The 22,597-nt window shown below is 68.3% G+C and carries 23 protein-coding genes, 1 tRNA gene and 1 pseudogene; 14 read left to right on the top strand and 11 right to left on the bottom strand.

Annotated elements, in window-relative coordinates; genetic code table 11:
* The first annotated feature begins 42 nt into the window (after positions 1-42).
* The 5 genes from MZTS_RS12370 to MZTS_RS12350 all read left to right on the top strand — a co-directional run bounded on the left by MZTS_RS12370 (position 43) and on the right by MZTS_RS12350 (position 3,949).
* Complete coding sequence (locus tag MZTS_RS12370; RefSeq protein ID WP_192284076.1) at positions 43-399, top strand: DUF6460 domain-containing protein; 357 nt, start codon at positions 43-45, stop codon at positions 397-399.
* A gap of 127 nt (positions 400-526) precedes the next feature.
* Positions 527-1,924: a heterodisulfide reductase-related iron-sulfur binding cluster gene (locus MZTS_RS12365; protein ID WP_192284075.1), complete on the top strand. Its 1,398-nt coding sequence runs from the start codon at positions 527-529 to the stop codon at positions 1,922-1,924.
* Between the two features lie 113 nt (positions 1,925-2,037).
* Positions 2,038-2,424, top strand: a complete 387-nt coding sequence (locus MZTS_RS12360) for a response regulator (RefSeq protein WP_009866762.1) — start codon at positions 2,038-2,040, stop codon at positions 2,422-2,424.
* Between the two features lie 143 nt (positions 2,425-2,567).
* Positions 2,568-3,581 carry a zinc-dependent alcohol dehydrogenase family protein gene (locus tag MZTS_RS12355; RefSeq protein ID WP_009866763.1) on the top strand — a complete coding sequence of 338 codons (1,014 nt, stop codon included), beginning with the start codon at positions 2,568-2,570 and terminating at the stop codon, positions 3,579-3,581.
* Positions 3,582-3,607: 26 nt separating this feature from the next.
* Positions 3,608-3,949 carry a hypothetical protein gene (locus MZTS_RS12350; protein ID WP_192284074.1) on the top strand — a complete coding sequence of 114 codons (342 nt, stop codon included), beginning with the start codon at positions 3,608-3,610 and terminating at the stop codon, positions 3,947-3,949.
* Between the two features lie 194 nt (positions 3,950-4,143).
* Here MZTS_RS12350 and MZTS_RS12345 read toward each other — a convergent pair whose 3' ends face one another.
* Both MZTS_RS12345 and MZTS_RS12340 read right to left on the bottom strand, forming a co-directional pair.
* Positions 4,144-4,881, bottom strand: coding sequence for an RNA methyltransferase (locus MZTS_RS12345; protein WP_192284073.1), 738 nt, complete (start codon positions 4,879-4,881; stop codon positions 4,144-4,146).
* A gap of 64 nt (positions 4,882-4,945) precedes the next feature.
* Positions 4,946-5,494, bottom strand: a complete 549-nt coding sequence (locus MZTS_RS12340; protein ID WP_192284072.1) for a formaldehyde-activating enzyme — start codon at positions 5,492-5,494, stop codon at positions 4,946-4,948.
* A gap of 196 nt (positions 5,495-5,690) precedes the next feature.
* Here MZTS_RS12340 and MZTS_RS12335 point away from each other — a divergent pair, with 196 nt between their 5' ends.
* On the top strand, positions 5,691-6,218 hold the full coding sequence (locus MZTS_RS12335) for a hypothetical protein (protein WP_192284071.1): 528 nt from the start codon (positions 5,691-5,693) through the stop codon (positions 6,216-6,218).
* Positions 6,219-6,362: 144 nt separating this feature from the next.
* The gene (locus tag MZTS_RS12330) at positions 6,363-7,577 is read left to right on the top strand and encodes an NADP-dependent isocitrate dehydrogenase (protein WP_192284070.1); all 1,215 of its coding nucleotides are present in this window, start codon (positions 6,363-6,365) and stop codon (positions 7,575-7,577) included.
* 49 nt (positions 7,578-7,626) lie between these two features.
* Here the strand turns inward: MZTS_RS12330 and MZTS_RS12325 are convergent, their stop codons facing one another.
* The 3 genes and pseudogenes from MZTS_RS12325 to glgX all read right to left on the bottom strand — a co-directional run bounded on the left by MZTS_RS12325 (position 7,627) and on the right by glgX (position 12,092).
* A complete protein-coding gene (locus tag MZTS_RS12325) occupies positions 7,627-7,941 on the bottom strand; it encodes a plasmid stabilization protein (RefSeq protein ID WP_192284069.1) in 315 nt (104 codons plus the stop codon).
* Positions 7,942-7,982: 41 nt separating this feature from the next.
* Positions 7,983-9,586, bottom strand: a pseudogene (locus MZTS_RS12320) (hybrid sensor histidine kinase/response regulator).
* A gap of 235 nt (positions 9,587-9,821) precedes the next feature.
* A complete protein-coding gene (glgX, locus tag MZTS_RS12315; RefSeq protein WP_192284068.1) occupies positions 9,822-12,092 on the bottom strand; it encodes a glycogen debranching protein GlgX in 2,271 nt (756 codons plus the stop codon).
* 226 nt (positions 12,093-12,318) lie between these two features.
* On the opposite strand from glgX, the gene MZTS_RS12310 reads away from it, so the two are divergent.
* The 3 genes from MZTS_RS12310 (at position 12,319) to MZTS_RS12300 (ending at position 14,801) form a co-directional block, all read left to right on the top strand.
* Positions 12,319-13,095, top strand: a complete 777-nt coding sequence (locus MZTS_RS12310; protein ID WP_192284067.1) for an SHOCT domain-containing protein — start codon at positions 12,319-12,321, stop codon at positions 13,093-13,095.
* 59 nt (positions 13,096-13,154) lie between these two features.
* Positions 13,155-14,219 carry a spore photoproduct lyase family protein gene (locus MZTS_RS12305; RefSeq protein WP_192284066.1) on the top strand — a complete coding sequence of 355 codons (1,065 nt, stop codon included), beginning with the start codon at positions 13,155-13,157 and terminating at the stop codon, positions 14,217-14,219.
* Positions 14,220-14,339: 120 nt separating this feature from the next.
* On the top strand, positions 14,340-14,801 hold the full coding sequence (locus tag MZTS_RS12300) for a nucleoside deaminase (RefSeq protein ID WP_192284065.1): 462 nt from the start codon (positions 14,340-14,342) through the stop codon (positions 14,799-14,801).
* A gap of 60 nt (positions 14,802-14,861) precedes the next feature.
* On the opposite strand, the gene MZTS_RS12295 is transcribed toward MZTS_RS12300, so the two are convergent.
* Positions 14,862-15,173, bottom strand: coding sequence for an ETC complex I subunit (locus MZTS_RS12295; RefSeq protein WP_192284064.1), 312 nt, complete (start codon positions 15,171-15,173; stop codon positions 14,862-14,864).
* Positions 15,174-15,201: 28 nt separating this feature from the next.
* A tRNA-Pro gene (locus MZTS_RS12290) sits at positions 15,202-15,278 on the bottom strand.
* Between the two features lie 298 nt (positions 15,279-15,576).
* Between MZTS_RS12290 and MZTS_RS12285 the strand changes: the two genes are divergently transcribed.
* Positions 15,577-16,284: a glutathione S-transferase N-terminal domain-containing protein gene (locus tag MZTS_RS12285; protein ID WP_192284063.1), complete on the top strand. Its 708-nt coding sequence runs from the start codon at positions 15,577-15,579 to the stop codon at positions 16,282-16,284.
* A 7-nt stretch (positions 16,285-16,291) separates the two neighbouring features.
* Here MZTS_RS12285 and MZTS_RS12280 read toward each other — a convergent pair whose 3' ends face one another.
* Positions 16,292-17,158 (bottom strand): NAD(P)-dependent oxidoreductase, encoded by an 867-nt coding sequence (locus MZTS_RS12280; RefSeq protein ID WP_192284062.1) that lies wholly within the window; start codon positions 17,156-17,158, stop codon positions 16,292-16,294.
* Between the two features lie 67 nt (positions 17,159-17,225).
* Entirely contained in the window at positions 17,226-18,248 is a 1,023-nt protein-coding gene (locus MZTS_RS12275; RefSeq protein ID WP_192284061.1) for an alpha/beta fold hydrolase, read from the bottom strand.
* 180 nt (positions 18,249-18,428) lie between these two features.
* Here MZTS_RS12275 and MZTS_RS12270 point away from each other — a divergent pair, with 180 nt between their 5' ends.
* Entirely contained in the window at positions 18,429-19,733 is a 1,305-nt protein-coding gene (locus MZTS_RS12270; RefSeq protein WP_210329256.1) for an MFS transporter, read from the top strand.
* Positions 19,734-19,815: 82 nt separating this feature from the next.
* Positions 19,816-20,607, top strand: coding sequence for an SDR family NAD(P)-dependent oxidoreductase (locus MZTS_RS12265; RefSeq protein WP_192284059.1), 792 nt, complete (start codon positions 19,816-19,818; stop codon positions 20,605-20,607).
* Between the two features lie 93 nt (positions 20,608-20,700).
* Here MZTS_RS12265 and MZTS_RS12260 read toward each other — a convergent pair whose 3' ends face one another.
* Positions 20,701-21,021, bottom strand: coding sequence for an SWIB/MDM2 domain-containing protein (locus MZTS_RS12260; RefSeq protein WP_009863355.1), 321 nt, complete (start codon positions 21,019-21,021; stop codon positions 20,701-20,703).
* Positions 21,022-21,311: 290 nt separating this feature from the next.
* Between MZTS_RS12260 and MZTS_RS12255 the strand changes: the two genes are divergently transcribed.
* Complete coding sequence (locus tag MZTS_RS12255) at positions 21,312-21,752, top strand: PRC-barrel domain-containing protein (RefSeq protein WP_192284058.1); 441 nt, start codon at positions 21,312-21,314, stop codon at positions 21,750-21,752.
* A 43-nt stretch (positions 21,753-21,795) separates the two neighbouring features.
* Here MZTS_RS12255 and MZTS_RS12250 read toward each other — a convergent pair whose 3' ends face one another.
* Entirely contained in the window at positions 21,796-22,170 is a 375-nt protein-coding gene (locus tag MZTS_RS12250) for a hypothetical protein (protein ID WP_192284057.1), read from the bottom strand.
* Positions 22,171-22,597: the final 427 nt, after the last annotated feature.

Below are 22,597 nucleotides of genomic sequence, written 5' to 3'. Positions count from 1 at the left end.
GTGGACACGCTTCATCGACGGCAGCGTGAGGATAAGGGCTGAATGATCGGCGATCACGATTCGCGGCGGCGCGCCGCGCTCGACCACGGCGCCTATCCGGCCCAGCCGCATCACGGTGAGCCGCGCCGCCGCTCCGCCTTGCACCGCTTCCTCGGCGGTTCGCCGGCGGCGGTTCTGGTCAAGCTTCTGTTCCTCTCCGTGCTGGTCGGCGCGGTGATGGCGATGCTCGGCCTGACGCCGGGCCTGCTGTTCTGGCGGCTCTACGACCTGACCCGGTCGCTGATCGATCTCGGGCTCGAGACCTTCCACGATTTCGGCCGCTGGATCCTGGCGGGCGCGGCGGTGGTGGTGCCGATCTGGTTCATCGCCCGCCTGCTCACGGTGTCGCGGGAGCGGTGAGAATCTCGCCCCTTAGGTTGCGTGCGGTACGCGACAAAACAACAGCTTAGAACCGTTCCCGATTGCGGGGGTATCGGGAACGGTTCTAAGAGACGCGACCAAGCAAGAAGATGCATCGAGGCGTGTCGTGCAGACCAACTTCGCCCCCGCGCAGCTCGCCGACCCCGCCATGGCGGCCTCGGAAAAGATCCTGCGGACCTGCGTCCATTGCGGCTTCTGCACCGCGACCTGCCCGACCTACCTTCTCCTGGGTGACGAGCTCGATTCCCCGCGCGGACGAATCTACCTCATCAAGGACATGCTGGAGGGCGGCAAGGCGGCCAGCCGCGAGGTGGTCAAGCATGTCGACCGCTGCCTCTCCTGCCTGTCCTGCATGACGACCTGCCCCTCGGGCGTGCATTACATGCACCTCGTCGATCACGCCCGCACCCATATCGAGAAGACCTACAAGCGCCCGCTCTCCGACCGGCTGCTGCGCGGGCTGCTGGCCTTGGTCCTGCCCTACCCGAACCGGTTCCGGCTGGCGCTGCTCGCCGCCAAGGTCGGCGCGCCGCTGCGCCCGCTGGTCGCCCGGCTGCCGCGCGTCGGCAACCGTCTGGCGGCAATGCTCGACCTCGCACCCGCCCGGCTTCCCGGCCGCAACCGGACCGACCGCCCCGGCACCTTCCCCGCCGACACCTCGGCGCAGGAGATCAGCGCCCTGTTCCAGACCGGTGCGGATGCCGGCCCGGCCCGGCGCCGTGGCCGGGTGGCGCTGCTGCGCGGCTGTGCCCAGAGCGTGCTGCGGCCGGACTTCAACGAGGCGGCGATCCGCCTGCTCAACCGCCACGGCGTCGAGGTGGTCCATCCCAAGGGCGAAGGCTGCTGCGGCGCACTGACCCACCACATGGGCAAGGAGGAGTCCGCCCACGGCCACGCCAAGCGCACCATCGATGCCTGGATCGCCGAGATGGACGGGCCGGGCCTCGATGCCATCGTCGTCACCGCATCGGGCTGCGGCACCACCATCAAGGATTACGGCTTCATGTTCCGCGACGACCCGGCCTATGCCGAGAAGGCGGCGCGGGTCTCGGGCATCGCCAAGGACGTGACCGAGTATATGGCCGAGATCGGCCTGCTGCCGCCGGTGGAGGACACGGACCTCGTGGTGGCCTACCATTCCGCCTGCTCGATGCAGCACGGACAGGCGATCCGCACCGAACCGAAGACCCTGCTCAAGAAGGCCGGCTTCACGGTGAAGGATGTGCCCGAGGGCCATATCTGCTGCGGCTCGGCCGGAACCTACAACATCCTCCAGCCGGAGATCGCCGCGCGCCTGCGCGACCGCAAGGTCGCCAATATCGAGCGGGTGAAGCCCGACCTGATCGCCACCGGCAATATCGGCTGCGCCACCCAGATCGGGAAGGGCACCGACATCCCGATCCTGCATACGGTCGAGCTGCTCGATTGGGCGACCGGCGGTCCGCGCCCGGAGGCTCTGGCGAATCTTCCGGCCCGTTCCGGGGGAGCGCGGCTGCACACCTGAGGTCAAGGGCCTTTTTTCCGCTATGCACAATTGCAGGCTGCCTCTTCCTTGACCTTGCTGCATCTGCGAATTAGGCCCGCAACCAGTGTCGGCCCGAGATCGTTTGCAGCCTCATGACAGAACACTCCGCAGAGTCGCCCGTCGTCCTCCTCGTCGAAGATGACGGTCTGCTGCTGATGGAGGCTTCCGACACGTTGGCGGAGGCAGGGTTCAACGTCCTCGAAGCGCCCCATGCCGACAAGGCCCTGACGGTGCTGGAAGGGCGCCCGGATGTCGGGGTGCTGATGACCGATGTCGACATGCCGATGGGGTCGATGGACGGTTTCGCCCTTGCCCGCCTCGTCGCCCATCGCTGGCCCGAGATCCCGGTGCTGATCGTCTCGGGCATGGGCACGCCCGGCCCCGGCGACATGCCGGAAGGCGCCCGTTTCATTCCCAAGCCCTACGCGCCGACCATGCTTGTGCGCACCCTCAAGGCCTGCCTCAAGCGCGCCGCCTGAATCTCCATCGCGGCGACAAGAAATCGCCCCGTCGAGAGAGTCTGAACCGGATCCGGGATCGTTGAGGACGAGGTCGCCTTCGGGCGGCCTCTTCCCATATGGGCGTCCATTCCTTCGCGAACGCACCGGGACGGGAGAGCAGAATGCGCGCCTACGAGATGTCCGCCGCCAACGGCCTCGACAGTTGGACGAGCGCCGAGCGCCCCACCCCCGAACCGGGCCGCGGGCAGGTTCTGGTGCGGATGCGGGCGGCCTCACTCAATTACCGCGACATGCTGATCTGCGAGGGACGCTATCCCTTCGCCGTGAATCTGAATCGGCTGATCCCGGTCTCCGACGGCGCCGGCGAGGTCGTCGCCCTCGGCGAGGGCGTGCGGCGGTTCAAGGGCGGCGAGCGGGTCGCCGGCATCTTCTCGCAGAGCTGGCTCGGCGGTGCGCAGGTGGCCGATGCCTGGGAGACGGCCCTCGGCGGCGCCATCGACGGGGTGCTCACCGAGTACCGGGTCTTCGACGAGGACGGGCTGGTGACGCTGCCCGACCATCTCAGCTTCGAGGAAGGCGCGACGCTGCCCTGCGCAGCGGTGACGGCCTGGAACGCGCTCTACGGCCTGAAACCCCTGCGGGCCGGCGAAACGGTGCTGACCCTCGGCACCGGCGGCGTGTCGGTCTTCGCGATCCAGCTCGCTCGGGCGGCGGGGGCGCGGGTCATCGCCACCTCGTCGAGCGACGCCAAGCTGGAGAAGGCCCGCGCGCTCGGCGCCCACGACACCATCAATTACCGCAACCATCCCGATTGGGAGCGCGAGGTGCGCCGGCTGACCGACGGCATCGGGGTCGATCACGTGGTGGAGGTCGGCGGCACCGGCACGCTGCCGCGCTCCATCGCCGCGACCCGGCCCGGCGGCCATATCGGCTTGATCGGCCTGCTGGCGCAGGGCGAGGCCATCGACCCTCTGGCGATCCTCGGGGCGAGCTGCATCGTGCGCGGCGTCGCCGTCGGACCCCGGGAGATGTTCGAGGACATGAACCGGTCGATCACCCTGCACCGGATCGCGCCGGTGATCGACACGGTCTACGGCTTCGACGAGGCCCCCGCCGCCCTGGCGGCCTTGGCCAAGGCGAGCCATGTCGGCAAGATCATGATCCGGATCGGCTGAGATCCGGACTGACGGGGGAAGTGACGATGCGTGCGGCGGTGATGGGAGTTCTCGTGCCGGTGGTTCTCTGGCCGGCGGTCGCGGGAGCTCAGGACATCACCACCGTGCGGACCGAGTCCTTCCCCCGGCCGCCCTATTCCGGGGCGACCTACTACATCTACGAGCGGGCGGGCCGGCCGATCTGCACCAAGCTCTCGGTCTGCAACAAGTTCAACGAGTGCGAGGTGACCTACAGGCAGGGAGCCTTTCGGGAGGACGAGGACGTCGCGACCGGGGCGCCCTACGGGACGACGTTGGCCGTGCCGATCTCCTCCGGCTCGCTCGCCAAGCATGTCTGTCTGACGCGGTTCGGGTTGGCGGGACGGTAGACCTCCGTCAAAACCTGCCGCAGTCAGAGGCGTCACATCGATGTCCCGTGCTCCGCCTCATCCTGAGGTGCTGCGCAGCAGCCTCGAAGGATGTTCCAGAGGCCACGCGATCCCTGGAGGATCCTTCGAGGGCGTCGCTTCGCGCTGCCACCTCAGGATGGGGCGTGGGTGGGATGGCCTGACCGTGTGACCAGTTAAGCGTCCTCGGCCTTGGCCCCGCGCCGGTTCAGCGCCCGCAGCGCCCCGCGAAAGGTGCGCACATCCTGCTCGGTCATCGCCATGCGGTGGAGCATGTCGCGCATGTTGCGGGCGATGATCTCCTGCTTTTCCGGTGGGTAGAAGCCGGCGGTCGCCAGGGTCTCCTCCAGGTTCGCGAACAGCGAGAGAAGCGCCTCGCGGGTGGCGGGCGGCGACAGCATTTCGCCGGAGAAGCGCAGGGTGGCGAGACCGGCGGCGCGGCGCCACTCATAGCCCATCAGCAGCACGGCCTGGGCAAGGTTGAGCGACGGAAATTCTTCAGTCACCGGGAAGGTGACGATGGCATCGGCCAGCGACACCTCGTCGTTGCTCAAGCCCACCCGCTCGCGCCCGAACATCAGCCCGACCCGCTCGCCGCGTCCGATCCGCCCGGCGGTGGCCGTCATCGCCTCCTCGGGAGCGAAGACCCGTTTCATCTGACCGCGCTCGCGGGCGGTGGTGGCGAGAAGGTGGTGCAGGTCGGCGATGGCCTCGGGCACCGTGGCGTAGACCGTGGCCGCGTCGAGCACATGCGTGGCGCCGGAGGCCGCCTCGCGCACCCCCTTCTTGGGCCAACCGTTCTTCGGCGCCACGAGGCGCAGTTCGGACAGGCCGAAATTGGCCATGGCACGGGCGGTCATGCCGATATTCTCGGCGAGCTGCGGCTCGACCAGGATGACGACGGGGGCGCTCATTCTCGGGTGCTTGTGCGGTGAGGCGCACCGCCGGCCCGGCCGGCGGCGCGCGATCGGAAAGGGCTCAGATCTTACCGTCGATGCCCATCTGGTAGTATTTGTGGACGATCTTGTCCTGGTTCTCCAACAGCCAGTCGATCGAGGGCTCGTTGGTCATGGCCTTGCGGATCGCCTCGGTCATGCCACGGCGCTGGATGTCGAACAGGGCCTTGTGATCGACGCTCTCCGCCTGGATCACGCCCGGGCTGAGCCAGACCGAGCAGATGATGCCGAGGTCGTTGGCCTTCTCCTTGGGGATGTAGCCGGCCCGGACCGCGTCGAGCACGCCGTTGGCGATGGCGTACTGCACCGTGCCCATCAGGATCGAGGTGTACTTGTTCTCGGTCACGCTCACCTTGGAGACGCAGAGCGTCACCGGGCGGACCATGATGTCGGTGTTGAGCAGCGCGAAGACGCGGGAATGGCCGACGACCTGATCGCCGGTCAGGGTGGCGAGCGCGGTGCCGACCGGCCCGTCGAGCTCGCCGATGATCACTTCGGGCTCGGAGGCCGTGTTGGGCGGGCCGCCCGCGACGAGGGCTTCGCCGGCGCGCAGGATGATGCGGTCGCTCATGGTGTCTCCTTCCTGATGATCGGCCCTTGTGATCGGCCGTGGAATGGCGCGGGGGTCGTCGCAGCGCCGGCCGGATTTGTCCAGGCCGCTGAACGCTGACCGGATACACGCTCTTCGACCGGACCGACATGCGCGTCGCCGGCTCGGCCGTCTCCCGGGGTGGCCGTGCCGCGCCGGCTGATTTATGCCCGCCGCCATGACGAAAGCCGTGAAGGATGACCGTGCCGGCCTGCGCACCCTCGTGGCGCTGATCGAGATTCAGGGGGGGCTCGTCGGCCTCTGGGCGTTCCTGCGTGATCTGGCCCAGACCGGCTTCGCGGTGCCGCTCACGCTGCTGCCGGGCGTTCTGTTCATCGGGCTGGTGCTGGCGGCGAGCGTGATCGCCGGGGTGGCGCTCTGGCAGGACCATCGCCTCGGGACCACCCTCTCCGTCCCGGTGCAACTCGCGCAGGCGATCTGGTTCGTGAGCGCAGACCTCACGTTCCGCCTCTCGGCGAGCGGCTGGCTCCTGGCGGATCTGTTCCTGCGGGCGCCCTCGGAGGGCGGCTTGGTGCTGGGCTGGCAGTTCGATGCCGCGCGGAAAAGCAGCTACGCCCTCTCCCTCGCTCCGCGAGAGGATTTCACCCTGGGGCTGAACCTGATCGCCCTGGCCATCCTGATCTGGCTCGGGTTTCGCTTGCGCCGCCTGCTGCCGCTCGGCAGGGGGCCAGGAACGGGGCGGTAACAGAATCGCGCGTCCGAAACGGGCCGTCGAGCCGTGGCTTTGTCGCCCTGTTGCGCTGCGTTATAGGGGCGGCGACAGGGTTCCGGGCAGACGTGCGAAGGGCAGCCGGCCGGGCGCACGGCACCGGGCAATCGAGGAACCGACATGGCGAAGATCAAGGTGGCCAATCCGGTCGTCGAGCTCGACGGCGACGAGATGACCCGGATCATCTGGGCGGAGATCAAGAACAAGCTCATCCACCCCTACCTCGATCTCGACCTCGACTATTACGACCTCGGCGTCGAGCACCGCGACGCCACCAACGATCAGGTGACGGTCGATGCGGCCGAGGCGATCAAGCGCCACGGCGTCGGCGTGAAATGCGCCACCATCACGCCGGACGAGGCCCGCGTGAAGGAGTTCAACCTCAAGGAGATGTGGCGCTCGCCCAACGGCACGATCCGCAACATCCTCGGCGGCGTCATCTTCCGCGAGCCGATCATCTGCTCCAACGTGCCGCGCCTCGTGCCGGGCTGGACCCAGCCCTTCGTGATCGGCCGCCATGCCTATGGCGACCAGTACCGCGCCACCGACTTCAAGGTGCCGGGCAAGGGCCGGCTCACCATCAAGTTCGAGGGCGATGACGGCACCGTCATCGAGAAAGAGGTGTTCAAGTTCCCGGACGCCGGCGTCGCGATGTCGATGTACAACCTCGACCAGTCGATCATCGATTTCGCCCGCGCCTCGTTCAACTACGGCCTGGCCCGCAAATACCCGGTCTACCTGTCGACCAAGAACACCATCCTCAAGGTCTATGACGGCCGCTTCAAGGATCTGTTCCAGAAGGTGTTCGACGAAGAGTTCAAGTCGAAGTTCCAGTCGCTCGGCCTCGTCTACGAGCACCGCCTGATCGACGACATGGTGGCCTCCTGCCTCAAGTGGTCGGGCGGCTATGTCTGGGCCTGTAAGAACTATGACGGCGACGTGCAGTCGGACACGGCAGCCCAAGGCTTCGGCTCGCTCGGCCTGATGACCTCTGTGCTGATGACGCCGGACGGCCAGACCGTGGAGGCCGAGGCCGCCCACGGCACGGTGACGCGCCACTACCGCGAGCACCAGAAGGGCAAGGCGACCTCGACCAATTCGATCGCCTCGATCTTCGCCTGGACCCGCGGCCTTGCCCACCGGGCCAAGCTCGACGGCAACGCGGAACTGGCGACCTTCGCCTCCACGCTGGAGAAGGTCTGCGTCGACACCGTCGAATCCGGTTTCATGACCAAGGATCTCGCCCTGCTCGTCGGCCCCGACCAGAAGTGGCTCACCACCGAGGGCTTCCTCGACAAGGTCGACGAGAACCTGAAGGCGGCGATGGCCGCGTAAGCACACGGGAAAAGCCCTCTCCCGTGTGCGGGAGAGGGCTGAACGGCGCTCACCCCGCCTTCTGCTCATTCCTCTTTCTCGTCTCGGCGGCCTTCTTCGCCGAGGCCGAGCGCTGTTCCTTGGTTCGCGAGGCGGAGGCCGTGCCACCGCTGCGGCCGCCCTTGTGGGCGGCGGGGTGAGCCGTCGCGCGGCCCCGGCCCGAGCCGCCCGGCTGCTTGCCGCCGCCATCGTCCTTGTTGACGGTGGCCCAGGCGCGTGACTCCGCTTCCTTCTCCGGCACGCCGCGGGACTCGTAGGACTCGGCGATGTGCTCGGCCTTGCGGATCTGCTTGTCCGTATATTTCGACTTGTCGCCCTGGGGCATGGATCGCCTCCGCATGTCGCCGGCGGCGTTCAACCCGGTCTTCATCCGGCCTTGCCGCCTGCCGTGTCGAGGGCCGCCCGCACGCGCCGGATCAGCTCGGCGCGGCGGTACGGCTTGTTCAGAATATCGAACTCCGGACGCTCGATTCCGGTTCGCTCCAGGCTCGCCTCGGCATAGCCGGTGGTGAGCAGGATCCTGAGGCCGGGATGACGGCGACGCGCCTCGCGGGCCAGGGACAGGCCGTCCATCCCGCCGGGCATGATCAGATCGGAGAAGAGAAGGTCGATCTCCGGGTGGTCGGCCAGGATCTCCAGGGCCTCGCGGCCGTGCTGGGCCATCAGCGTGCCGTAGCCGTAATCCCGCAGGATCGCCCGGGCGAGTTCGGCCACGTCGGCGCGGTCGTCGACGATCAGGATCGTCTCGGTGCCCGGCCGCTCCTCGGCGGGGGCGGCCTCGTGGCTGGCCAAGCCTTCCGCCCCGTCGGTCGCGGGGAAGGACAACCGCACGGTGGTGCCCTCCCCCACCACCGACTCGATCTGCACCGACCCGCCCGATTGCTTGACGAAGCCGTAGACCATGGAAAGGCCGAGGCCGGTGCCCTTGCCTTCCTCCTTGGTGGTGAAGAACGGGTCCATCACCCGCGCCAGCACGTCCGAGGGGATGCCGGCACCGGTATCCGTCACCGAGACGCTGACGAGGCGGTTCGAGCCGTCGGAGCGGCCGGACTCCTCGTTGCGCGTCGTGATGGTGACCCGTCCGCCCTCCGGCATGGCGTCGCGGGCATTGATGAGCACGTTGAGCAGCGCGACCTCGGCCTGGGTCGGATCGATCCGACAGAGCCGGAGGTCGGCGGCGAGATCGGTTTCGATCGTCACCGTCTCGCCGAGGGTGCGCCCGGCCAGTTCCTTCATCTCGGAGACGAGTTCGTTGAGGTTGACGGTCCGGCCATCGAGCCGCTGTTTGCGGGCGAAGGACAGCAATTGCTGCGTCAGGGTCGCGGCCCGCTCGGCCGCCTCACGGATATTGCCGACCGCCCGGCTCATCCGCCCCTTGTCGGCATCCGGCCGCTCCAGGTTGGTCGCAAGCGAATCGGCATAGCCCAGGATCACCTGGAGCAGATTGTTGAAGTCGTGGGCGATGCCCCGGTGAGTTGGCCCAGGGCCTCCATCTTCTGCGCTTGATGCAGCGAATCCTCGGCGACGCGGTGGCGGGTGATATCGAGCTGCGAGCCGAACAGGTACACGAGGTCGCCGGCCGCGTTGTAGACCGGGCTGACGAACAGCGCGTTCCAGAAGCTGGCGCCGTCCTTGCGATAGTTGAGGATCTCGATGGCGATGTCCCGACGTTGGGCGATCGCCTCACGAACGGCCATCCGGGCTGCCGGATCCGTGTCCGGGCCCTGCAGGAGGCGACAATTGCGTCCGATCACCTCCTCGCGGGTGTAGCCGGTCATCTCCAGGAAGGCTTGGTTCACGAACACGATCGGACAATCGTCCCGATGGGGATCGACCACGACCATCGGCATGCGGGTCATCGCCACGGCGGCGAAGAAGATGTCGCTGCCGGAATCGAATTCGTGGCCTGCGGCACCGGCCTCGACGCTCGGATGGCTCCCGTGCGGCCGTTTCTCGGGAATGTCGGTCATGCGGATCTGCGGCCTGGCATGGTCTTGTCGAGGTCACCGGCCCGTGCCGCCGGATCCCCGCTGAAGAAGTGTAGGACAGGACCGGAGGAAGGAAATCGGCTCCGGTCCGCCCGGGGCTGCCCTGATGGAGTGCCCCGGGCCGGATCGCGATGGGACCCGACACGGTTCCGCTCTCTCGTTTGTGGAGCTTCCCTCCGCCGAAACGGCGCCCCGTTCGGCGAAGGGCACTCCGGCATCAGGCCTCGTCGTCGATGCCGAAGCTCACGCTCTCGACATTGGCCCGCTCGAAGGCCTGCATCACATACTGGTAGGACCGCTCCATCTCGGTGTGATCCTCGCCCTCGCTCTCGACCGGTTTGAGCACGAACATCAGCATCGAGCGTCCGGTGACCGAGTAGCTCTCGCCCACGGCGAAGCTCGCGATCTCCTGGCTGTCGGGCAGGTTGGTGTCGAGCAGCCGCGTCCATGCCGTGCCGCCCGGCGCCTCGGGGAAGGTGAAGTCCACCACGTCGTGATAGGCGTTGTAGAACAGGAGCAGGGTGGCATCGCCGCCGCGCTTGTGGATGCCGCTCGCCTGGGCCCGTCCGTCGAGGAGCACGGCCAGGGTGCGGGAATTGCCGTCGTTCCAGTTCTCCGGCGTCATCTCCGTGCCGGTGGGAGTCAGCCAGGTCACGTCCTTGACGCCGAACTCCTCGTCATAGGCGCCGGTCACGAAGCGCCCGCGCGAGAGCATCGGCAGGGCGTTGCGCAGCAGGATCAGACGCTGCGTGAACTCGGCGAGATCCCGTTCCTCCGGACCGATGGCGCCCCAATCGACCCAGGACACCTCGTTGTCCTGGCAATAGGCGTTGTTGTTGCCCTGTTGCGTGCGGGCGAACTCGTCGCCGGCCAGCAGCATCGGCGTGCCCTTGGACAGGAACAGAGTGGCGAGCATGTTGCGCATCTGGCGCAAGCGCACCGAGCGGATCTCGGGATCGTCGGTCGGGCCCTCGACGCCGTAATTGTAGGACAGGTTGTGGCCGTGCCCGTCGCGGTTGCCCTCGCCGTTCGCCTCGTTGTGCTTCTCGTTGTAGGAGACCGTGTCGTTGAGGGTGAAACCGTCATGGGCGGTGATGAAGTTCACCGAGGCCCAGGGCCGGCGTCCGCGCTTGTTGAACTTGTCGGCCGAGGCGGTGATGCGGGAGGCCAAGCCCGGCAGGAGCCCGGCATCGCCCTTCCAGTAGCCGCGCACATCGTCGCGAAAGCGGTCGTTCCACTCGGCCCAGCCCGGCGGGAAGCCGCCGACCTGATAGCCGCCGGGGCCGCAATCCCAAGGCTCGGCGATGAGCTTCACGTCGTTGAGCACCGGATCCTGGCGGCAGGTGTCGAGGAAGCCGCCGCCCTCGTCGAAGCCGTAGGGCTCACGGCCGAGGATGGTGGCGAGGTCGAAGCGGAAGCCGTCGACCCGCATCTCCGTCGCCCAGTAGCGCAAGCTATCGGTGACGAGCTGCAGCACCCGCGGATGCGACAGGTTGAAGGTGTTCCCGGTGCCGGTATCGTTGATGTAGTAGCGCGGCTGGTTCGGCAGCAGCCGGTAATAGGAGGCGTTGTCGACGCCCTTGAACGACAGGGTCGGCCCCTTCTCGTTGCCTTCGGCGGTGTGGTTGTAGACCACGTCGAGGATCACTTCGAGGCCGGCGCCGTGCATCCGCGCCACCATCTCCTTGAATTCGGAGAAGGCGAAGTCCGGCACCGCCGCGTAGCGCCGGGCGGGCGTGAAGAACGAGATGGTGTTGTAGCCCCAGTAATTGATCAGGCCCTTCTGCTGCAGGTAATCGTCCTGCACGAAGGAATGGACCGGCAGCAACTCGACCGACGTGACGCCGAGGCTCTTGATATAATCGAGCACCGCCGGATGGCCCATGCCGGCATAGGTGCCGCGCAGCTTCTCCGGCACCGCCGGATGCAGCTTGGTGAAGCCCTTCACGTGGGTCTCGTAGACGATGGTGCGCTCCCACGGCACGCGGGGCTTGGCGTCGCGGCCCCAGGTGAAGGCCGGGTCGATCACGCGGGAGCGGCGGGTATAGGGAGCCGAGTCGCGCTCGTCGAAGGTGAGGTCGTCCCCGGTCTCCATCTTGTAGCCGAACAGGGCCGGGTTCCACTCGATGGTGCCGACCAAGCCCTTGGCGTAGGGGTCGATCAGCAGCTTGTTCGGGTTGAAGCGGTGACCGGCTTCCGGCTCGTAGGGTCCGTGGACGCGATAGCCGTAGATCGTGCCCGGGCGCGCATCCGGCAGATAGCCGTGCCAGACCTCATCGGTGTATTCGGGCAGCGCGATCCGTTCGATCTCCTTCTCGCCCGCATCGTCGAACAGGCACAGCTCCACCTTGGTGGCGTGGGCCGAGAACAGCGCGAAGTTGACACCGCGCCCGTCCCAGGTCGCCCCGCGCGGATGCGGCGATCCTTCGCGGATGCGCGTGCGCGAGGTCCGTAACTTCGGCGTCGCGGTCCTGTCGGTATCGGCCATCGTGGTCCCATTCTCACTCATGGCGGCCCCCAACGGGTCCGGCCGGACGTTAGAACGTGCACGGAACTGTGAAGCTCCGTTCCGGCTGACGCGGCGCAGCAATTTTTTCCGGGCTCGCGGCGCGCCGTCACGGATGTGGTAGGCCTTGGACGAAACTCGCGTCGGGCGCGCGCGTTGCACCGCGCGTCGCCGGTCGGCACCGAAGCGTTGGAGCGGGGAAGCGCCCATGATCGAAGAACCCGAGCACCGGCCCTCCGGGCTGCAGGCCCTGGCCGAGCGACACGGAGTCAGCCTGGAGGCGGTGCGACACCTGCTGCGCGCGCTCCAGGCCGGACAGGGCAACATGGCTCAGTTCGACCATCCCGATCTCGGCGGTTTCGGCCAATGGTCGCGGGGCGGCATGGTGATGGTCGGGCGCATGAACGATCACGCCCTGAAGGCCCAGGTCGATGCCCTGTGCACCGAACTCGCCGCCGCCCTGCCGCTCTCCGGCTTCCAGGAGGAGGCCGCCTCGGGCAATTGGTGGCCGGCGGAGCTGGGACTTCCCTCGAGCGCGGGGGCGCAGAACGCGACGCGCTACGCCTTCTTTCCCGAGAGCCGCCGGCTCGCCGTCGAGACGGAGGGGCGCCTCACCCTCTACGACACCGGCGACCGGCTCGTGACCGGCGCTTCGCAGCAGCAGGGTGCCACCGCGTCGCTGCGCTTCAGCGGGCCGCAAGGGAATTTCACCCTCGACGACCTCACCGCCGTCGGCAGGGATGCGGCGGTGGCACCGCGGGCCTCGTCCGGCACGGCGTCGGCCTCATCCTCGGCGGCCATCGCCGGCCACGCCGCGCCCGCGCCGCGCGAGCCCGCTGCCCGCCGACAGGATCCGCCCGGTTCCGGTTCCGGCCCGGCCGACATCCTCTCGATCCTCGAACGACTGGCAGAGCTTCATCAGAAGGGCGTGCTGACCGACGCGGAATTCGCGGGCAAGAAGGCCGATCTTCTGGCGCGGCTTTGACCCGGAGCCCTGTCGCCGCAGGCCGGGGCCGGGACGTCCCGTCGCGCTAGATAGGCCCCATGGCCCCGCGCGATCTCATCGACATCGACCGCATCTTCATGGAGCCTGCGGTCGCCGATTATCCGCGCGGGCGCGAGATCCTGTCACGGTTTCCCAATGCCGAGCGGATCGCGGTGCCCTCGCATTGGAACATCCCGGAGCTGCACGGCAACGAGGGTTCGGTCGAGGATTGGGTCCGCATCAAGCGCTCGACCCTGGTGCTCGGGGTGAAGAAGGGCCTCGCGATGCGCCCCAACGGCCGCTCGGCCCATTTCATCGCGCCCTCGACCTCCAATGGCTGCGCCATGGCCTGCGCCTATTGCTACGTGCCCCGGCGCAAGGGCTTCTCGAACCCGATCTCGCTCTTCGTGAACGTCGAGGCGGTGTCTGCCGCCATCGCCCGGCACGCGGCGAAGCAGGGGCCGCTGCCGGAGCCCGACCAGATCGATGAGGCCGCCTGGGTCTACGATCTCGGCGAGAACGGCGACCTCTCGGTCGATGCGATGATCTGCGACACGGTCCGCGATCTGGTCGGCCTGTTCCGCACCCTGCCCAACGCCAAGGGCTCCTTCGCCACCAAGGCCGTCAACCGCGACCTCCTGGCCTACGATCCGCAGGGGCGCACCCGCATCCGCTTCTCGCTGATGCCGGCCCCAATCGCCAGGGTCGTCGACGTGCGCACGGCGCCGATCCGGGAGCGGATCGCCGCCATCGACGACTTCGTGGCCGCCGGCTACGAGGTTCACGTCAATTTCTCCCCCGTCATCCTCTACGAGGGCTGGGAGGCCGACTGGGCAGAACTGTTCGCCGAGATCGACGGCAGCATTTCGGACGCGGCCAAAGCCCAACTCAAGTGTGAGATCATCATGCTGACCCACAATGCCGGGCTGCATGAGGTCAATCTCGGCTGGCACCCCAAGGCCGAGGCCCTGCTGTGGCGCCCGGACATCCAGGAGACCAAGCGTTCGGAGGGCGGGGGCGACAACCTGCGTTACCGTACGGGCTGGAAGGGGAAATGGCTCACCCGTTTCAAGGTGTTGCTTGCCGAGCACCTGCCCTATTGCCGCGTGCGCTACGCGTTCTGACCCGCTGTCCGCTCGATCCACGCGGTCACCGGATCGGCCGGCCCGTGCGGCGTTTGAGCGAAGCCCCAATCCGCCATCCCGAAGGGATCAACCGGATTGGATATGACAAGGAGAGTGCGGATGCCCGATCACGACAGCTACTTGCGCGAGGCGACCGAATTGGCGCTGGCCAACGTCGCCGAGGGCGGCAGGCCCTACGGCGCGGTGATCGTGCGGGACGGAGAGGTGATCGCGCGGGCGGCCAACCGCATCCACCGCACGAACGATCCGAGCGACCATGCCGAGATGGTGGCCCTGCGCGCGGCGAGCCAGAGACTCGGGCGGCCGAAGCTCGACGATTGCATCGTCTACGCGAGCGGACGGCCCTGCCCGATGTGCCACGCGGCGATGCGGCTCGCCGGGGTCAAACAGGGCTATTTCGCCTTCACCGCCGAGGAGGCGGAGGCCGAGGGGCTGATCAGCGCCGGGATCTATGCCGAGCTGTGCCGGCCGCTCGCGGAGCAGCCGATGCAGGTGCGCCATCACCCGCTCGCCGGCGCGCCGAGCCCCTTCCGTGCCTGGGCGGAGCGGAAGGGGCGCTGAGGATCGAAGGGGGTCACGCTCGCGACGGCTTCCGCGTCGCCGCGAGCGAAAAATCCGGCGTCAGTGCGTCCAGGGGGCGGTGCGGTTGAACTTGAAGTTGTCCGAATAGGACAGGCCCTTGCGGGCGATCGGCGGCGGCGTTTCCTCGACACGGTAGGCGATGCCGGCGGATTTCGCGTAGGCCACCGCCTCGTCCGCCGTATCGAATTCGAGCCGCACCTGCTGCAGCATGTCGGAGGAGCCGGTCCAACCCATCAGCGGATCGGTCTCGCGCGGGGCGGTCTGGTCAAACTCCAGCACCCATTGCTTGGTGCGGGCAAGCCCGGACTGCGAGGGATCCTTGGCGGGACGATAGATGCGGGCGCTCGACATCGGACGGCAGACGTCTCCGGGCAAGACATGGTCGGGGCGATAGGATTCGAACCTACGACCCTCTGCTCCCAAAGCAGATGCGCTACCAGACTGCGCTACACCCCGACGCCCCGTTTGAGGGCCCGATGGAGATACCGTTTCGGTCCACGCCCGGCAAGGCACCGCCGCGCATGGCGCGGGGTTGTCTCGCGACATCGTTGCCGCGTGATGGCCATCCGATCCCTGCGGGATCACGGATGCCGGTCCCGACCGTCACACCAGATATCGAGGACACGCCTCTCCGCTTCGTCCCGGAAATCCGCGCAATCCGCAGGATTAGGCCGGCTTGATCGAATCGTCCGTCCATCCCACTTCGCCGCTGGCCGGGGCCCACGGGATGCGGCACTGGAGATGAGGCGCAACCATGATCGATCTGCATTATTGGCCGACCCCGAACGGCCACAAGGTGACGCTCTTCCTGGAGGAGACCGGCCTGCCCTACACGATCCATCCGGTGGATATCGGCAAGGGCGCGCAGTTCGAACCCGCCTTCCTGAAGATCGCGCCGAACAACCGCATGCCGGCCATCGTCGACCATGAGCCCGCCGATGGCGGCGCGCCGGTCTCGCTGTTCGAGTCCGGGGCGATCCTGCTCTACCTCGCCGAGAAGACGGGGCGCTTCCTGCCCGGCGACCTGCGCGGCCGGGCCGAGACCCTGCAATGGCTGTTCTGGCAGATGGGCGGCCTGGGGCCGATGCTCGGCCAGAACCACCATTTCTCCCAATACGCGCCGGAAAAGATCCCCTACGCCATCGACCGCTACGTGAAGGAGACGAACCGCCTCTACGGCGTGCTCGACCGGCGGCTGGCGGACCGGGCCTTCGTCGCGGGGGACGACTACACCATCGCCGACATGGCGGCCTATCCCTGGATCGTGCCGTGGGAGAAGCAGGGCCAGCGGCTCGACGAGCATCTGAACCTCAAGCGCTGGTTCGAGGCGATCGCCGAGCGCCCGGCCACCAAGGCGGCCTATGCGAGGGCGGCCGAGGTCAACCCGAACCACGGCCAGCCGATGAGCGAGGACGCCAAGAAGGTGATGTTCGGCCAGACCGCGTCGAACACCCGGCGCTGAGGAAGCCTCAGCGCCCGCTGCGCCGGGCGGCCACCGTCGCCAGCCCGGCAAAATCCTTGTCGCCGTCGCCATGGGCGATGGCGTCGAGAAGGTTGTCCCGCAGCACGCTGGCGAACGGCATCGGAACGTTGACGGCGTCGCCTGCGGCGAGGGCGAGGCGGACATCCTTGAGGCCGAGCCGCATGGTGAAGCCCGGCGGCTCGTAGCGCCCTTCCATGATCATGGCGCCGTAATTCTTGTAGACCGGCGAGGCGAACAGCGTGCCGGTCAGCATTTCCAGCACCTCGGCACCGGGAATGCCGTGCCCTTCCGCGAAGGCCGCCGCCTCGCCCATGGCCTCGATGGCGGAGACGATCATGAAGTTGCCCGCGAGCTTGACCGCATTGGCCCGCTCCGGCTCCGTGCCGAAGCGCCAGGTCTTGCTGCCCATGGCGTCGAACAGCGGCTGCACCCGGGCGATCGCCTCGTCAGTGCCTGCGGCGATGATGTTGAGCGCGCCATTGGCGGCGGCGTCCGGCCGGCCGAAGACCGGGGCGGAGACGTAGGAAACGCCCGCCCGCCCATGGACCGCCGCCAGCTCCTTGGCCAGGGCGACCGAGATCGTCGACATGCCGACATGGACCGCCGGGCGCCGGCCGCTGTCGAGCAACCCGCCTTCGACGATGACGGCGCGCAGGGCCGTATCGTCGGCGAGCATGGTGATGGCGGCATCCCCCGCGAAGGCCTCGGCCGCGCTGCCGACCGGCTCGGCACCGACGACCGCCTTCGCCGCCTCCGGCGAGCGGTTCCAGACTCGCACCCGGTGACCCGCCGCGACGAGCCGGGCCGCCATGGCCTGGCCCATGCGGCCGAGCCCGATGAAACCGACATCCATCTCTCAACTCCGGTTACGCTGCTTCGTCCCCTCCGCCGGCCCGGCGCCGCGCCGCGCCATCGAAAACTCAGTGCGTGTTGAGGAATTCCAGCGTCAGCGTGTTGAACATCTCGGTCGCCTCCATGTGGACGAGGTGGCCGACATTGTTGATGACCTCCGCCTTGCCGTTCGGCATCCGTCCAGCGAGTGCCCGGGCGTGGCCGGTGTTGTCGCCCATGGCCGAGCGCATCTCGGTCGGCGCGAAACCCTTACCGGGGGCGTTGTGGTCGTTGGCGCCCATGATGAACAGGGTCGGTGCCTTGATCAGCGGGATCTCGTGCACGACCGGTTGGCTCCAGATCATCTGGTAGGAATTGACGAAGGATCTGAGCCAGCGCGGATACTCGCCCGAGCCCTTCACCCGCTCGCGGATCGAGACGAAGGGCTCGATCGCCGAGGCCGGAATCGAGAGGGAATAGCTCGTCATCAGCTGCTTGCGGTAGGCCTCCGCGCTGAGATCGCTCTCGCGGGCGAGCAGGGTCTCGTCGGGGACCGGCGGCACGCTGAAGCGATAATCCTCGAGGCCGATCGGCGCTTCCAGCACGAGGCTGTTGACCCGTTGCGGATAGCTGCGGGCGAGGCGCACCGCGAGCATCCCGCCCATGGAATGCGCGACCACGTCGAACCGGGGGAGCTTGAGGCTGTCGGCCAGGGCGATGGTGTCGGCGGCCATCCGATCGAAGGTGAAGGCGCCGACGGGCTTCGACGACTTGCCGAAGCCGAGCTGGTCGATCGCCACCACCCGGTAGCCGGCATTCGAGAGGGCGCGGATCACCGGCTCCCAGTAGCTCGATGGGAAGTTGCGCCCGTGCAGCAGCAGCACCGTGCGCCCGTTGGCATTGTCGGCGGGCGCCACATCCATGTAGGCGAGGCGCTGCGCTTCGCCGTCGCGGGTGAGCGGCAGGAAGCGCACGGGAAAGGGATAGGCGAAGCCTTCCAGGCCGATGCCGAGCGGGGCCGGCGCCTCCTCCGCAAGGGCGGAAACGGTCGAGGCTGGGGTCAGCGCCAGCAACGGGGCGAGGCACAGCGCGAGGATCGGGTGGGAACGCATGAAAACTCCGTCTCGGGCTGGTCGGCACAAGCCCGGTGCGTCGGCCGGTGAGGGACAGATAGGGCGGACGGGCCGCCTGCAAGCTCCGGGGAGTGGCCGAAGGTGACGGCGCAGGCAAGGACGGGGGGAGCGAGCGCCGACGGGCTGCCGCCGCGGGAGCGCTGGCTCGCGCTCACGGCGATGGCCCTAGCCATCTCCATGGCGGTGCTCGACGGGGCGATCGTCAATGTCGCCCTGCCGGTGATCGCCCGCGACCTCGCGGTGCCGGCCTCGGAGGCGATCTTCGTCGTCAGCGCCTACCAGATCGCCGTCACCGCCGCGCTCCTGCCCCTGGCGAGCCTCGGTGAGATCGTGGGATATCGCCGGGTCTATCTCGGCGGGCTCGCGGTCTTCACCGCGTCCTCGCTCGCCTGCGCGCTCGCGCCGAACCTCGCGAGCCTGACTGCCGCACGGGTGGCGCAAGGGCTCGGGGCCGCCGGGATCATGAGCGTCAACATCGCGCTGGTGCGTTTCATCTATCCGCACCGGCTGATCGGGCGCGGCGTCGGCAATGTGGCCCTGATCGTCGCCATCGCCTCCGCCGCTGGCCCGACACTCGCCGCCGCGATCCTCTCGGTCGCGGCCTGGCCCTGGCTGTTCCTGGTCAACCTGCCGGTGGGGCTGGTGGCGCTCGCGGTCGGCGCGCGCACCCTGCCCTCCACACCGCGCTCCGCCCGCCGCTTCGATGTCGGGAGCGCGATCCTCAACGCGCTGACCATCGCTCTCCTGATCGTCGGCGTCGACGGGCTCGCCGATCCGGACGGCCGGACCCTCGCTTTCGTGGAACTGGCCGCCGCCGCCGTCGTCGGGTTCGTGTTCGTGCGCCTGCAGATCCGCCGGGCGGTGCCGCTCCTGCCCCTCGACCTCCTGCGGATCCCGGCCTTCGCCCTGTCGATGGTGTCCTCGATCTGCTCGTTCGCGGCGCAGATGGCGGCCTATGTCGCCCTGCCCTTCTACTTCCAGGTGGCACTCGGCTTCTCGGAGGCGCGCACCGGATTCCTGATGACGCCCTGGCCGCTCGCCATCGCCGCCGTGGCGCCGCTGTCGGGCCGGCTCGCCGACCGCTACCCGCCGGGTCTGCTCGGCAGCCTCGGTCTCCTCCTGCTGGCGGCGGGCCTCGCCGCCCTGGCCCTGCTGCCGGGATCGCCGACGACCTGGGACGTGGTCTGGCGGCTGACCCTGGCCGGGATCGGCTTCGGCCTGTTCCAGTCGCCGAACAACAAGGTCATCATCACCAGCGCCCCGCGGGAGCGCAGCGGCGGAGCGAGCGGCATGCAATCGAGCGCCCGGCTCGTCGGCCAATCCCTCGGCGCGGCCCTCGTCGCCGTCCTGTTCGGCCTCGTGCCCGGCGGCCCGGCGGCGGCCTTCGCTCCGACCCTGTGGTGCGCCTTCGCCCTCGCCCTGACCGGGGCGCTGGCGAGCGGCCTGCGCCGGACGGGCCCCTGACGCGCGGCGCCGCCCCGCACCAACCTTCCGCCCGCGCGTTGTCGCCGCGAGGGATGGCGCGCGCGAGCGGGGTTGGAAAACCATGGATATCGATCTGAAGGGGCGCAGCGCCCTCGTCACGGGCTCGACCGGCGGCATCGGCTACGCTGTCGCCCGCGAGCTCGGCCGGCTCGGTGCCGTTGTCGCCGTCAACGGGCGCACCGCCGAGCGGGTCGATGCGGCGATCCAGCGCCTGCGCGGCGAGGTGCCCGAGGGTCAGTTCGGCGCCGGTGTCGGCGATGTCGGCACCGAGGAGGGCGCGGCCGAGCTGATCGCCGCCCTGCCCCGGGTCGACATCCTCATCAACAATGCCGGCATCTTCGAGCCGAAGCCGTTCTTCGAGATCGCGGATGCCGAGTGGCGCCGGTTCTTCGAGGTGAACGTGATGAGCGGCATCCGCCTCTCGCGCGCCTACGGCACCGGCATGGTCGAGCGCGGCTGGGGGCGGATCGTCTTCATCGCCAGCGAGTCGGCGCTCAACATCCCCGTGGAGATGGTGCATTACGGCATGACGAAGACGGCGCAGCTCGCCGTCTCGCGCGGCCTCGCCGAGACGGTCGGCGGCAGCGGCGTCACCGTCAACAGTGTCCTGCCCGGCCCGACCCTGACCGAGGGCGTGGCGGATTTCCTGGAATCGATGGGCGGCGGCGACGGCGATCTGGAGGCCAAGGGCCGCGCCTTCATCGCCGAGAACCGTCCGACCTCCCTGCTGCAGCGCCTGGCGCAGCCGGAGGAGGTGGCCAACATGGTGGCCTATCTCTGCACGCCCGCCGCGAGTGCCACCACGGGGGCGGCGCTGCGGGTCGATGGCGGCGTGCTGCGCGGCATCGCCTGATGCGGTGCCGCTCCCGAGCCTGACGGAGGCGCGGGCCGGCTTGACCGGCGCCGCGCTCCGAGAAACGGCCCGCGAACGGTTCTGTTCGGGAAATTAGGACTTGAGGTGCGCGGCGAGATGCTTGTTCATCTCGAACATCGAGCACTTATCCTTGCCGAAGATCTTCTTGAGCTTGTCGTCGGCGACGATCTCGCGCTTGTTCTCCGGGTTCTGGAGATTGTGCTTCTTGATGTGCTCCCACACCTTGCTCACCACCTCGCCACGCGGCAGGGGCTTGTCGCCGACGATGGCGGCGAGTTCGGGAGACGGCTTCAGAGGCTGCTGAAGGGCGTTCGGCTTGGTGCCCGAAGCGGCCTTGGTGGCGGTCTCCTTCTTCGGCGCAGCCGCCTTCTTCTCCGTCGTCTTGGTAGCCATGGTTTCCCTCCGTCCTGCGGTCCGGCAGATGGGTGACACGAGCCCGGGGGCTTCGGGACACTGAAGTCCAACAACTAAGCGGTGCCACGGCCGTTCCAAGTGGAGAAGGTGTCTGCGGGAGCGTCCATCCACAGATCAGCGGACCTTTCCGCAGCCCGATCCCCATCGAAGGGGCATCGCCGCGCCGTGAACGGGCCGGCGACACGCGGGAAGGCAGGTCGGCACGGGAACCGTGCGCGACACAGGGCATTCACGCAGGACCCTGCCGACAGGACATGCTGGAGCGGTGAATGCCGACGGATCTGCCCGAGGAACGGACTTATCGGAAACCCGGAACGCTGGAACTCGACCCGGCCTCGGGGGAAGGCGTCGCGACCGCCGAGACGCCCCGGCTGATCGCCTCGGACAAGGTCGAGGGCACGCCGGTCTACGACGGCACCGGGCGGCACCTCGGCACCGTCCGCAATTTCATGGTCGACAAGGTGACCGGGCAGGTCGCCTACGCGGTGCTGTCCTTCGGCGGCTTCCTCGGGTTCGGCGAGACCTGTCACCCGCTGCCGTGGAAATCGCTGAACTACTCGGTCGAACTCGGTGGCTACGTGGTCGATATCGACCCGGCCGACCTCGAAGGCGCACCGACCCAGGGGCCGGGGGAGGATCCGTTCTCCGATCCCGGCTTCGGCGGACGCCTCGACGACCACTATGGCGGCCGCAAGGCCCCCACCGTCTGAGGGCGAGGCGCCCGCCGCCGCGCGTCTAGCGGAATCTTGTCGGTTAGAACTTGCCGCCGAGGCCGACGCTGCCGCCCGACGACATCTGGGGCGACAGACCGCCGGAGCTGCTCTGCGCCGTCGTCTCGCCGTCGATCTCCTCGCGGCGGATGCGCCGCGGGCCGGTATCGGCGGTCTGGGTTTCGCCGCGGATATTCTTCGGCAGTTCCAGGCGGCGCGTCGGGGCGACGGAGAGGGCAGCCCCGTCCTCGTCGGTCTGGACGCTGCGCAGGGGGCGGCCCGGCAGCGTGCCGCGCGCGGAAGGCGGGGGCCCGAGGTCGGATTCCGGCATCACCCCGCCACCGCCGCCGAGTGCTTGGCAGCCGCCGAGGCTCGCCGCGAACAAAGCCGCGATGCAGTATCTCGACGGTTTACGCATGAAAGGTCCGTCCTCTTGCCAGCCGCGCCCGGCGGCCCGGTGTCCTGAAGTTTCCTGCACGGGTCTAAGGCAGGGTTGGGGCGAAAACCAGACAGGACGGCAGGGTGTCCACCCCAGGCTTCGAATCCTCGATGGCCCACGAGCCAGGCGGGGCCGGGGAGAGGCTTTTCCGGCCAGATCGACCGGAAAGCGCCGCATCCACAACTTCGCCGTGGTTGCCGGGCATGGACGAGGCCTCCGCCCGCGCCATAAGTCCTCCTGCGGCTGGCCCGATGGGGCCGGCGCGCGGATTGTCAGACTGTCGAGAGGTACAGGGGTGTTCAGACTGATCCGGCCGGCGGTGGCATCGGCGATCGTCCTTTTCGCCACGGCGGCCATGGCCGCGGACGGTGCGCCGGGCGCGTCCGGCGATGCCGCTACGGGGGGA

It is taken from the genome of Methylorubrum zatmanii (assembly GCF_014845115.1).
Classification (GTDB): domain Bacteria; phylum Pseudomonadota; class Alphaproteobacteria; order Rhizobiales; family Beijerinckiaceae; genus Methylobacterium; species Methylobacterium zatmanii.
The sequence above is the reverse complement of the archived record's forward strand: the minus strand, read 5'-3'. Positions and strand labels throughout refer to the sequence as shown.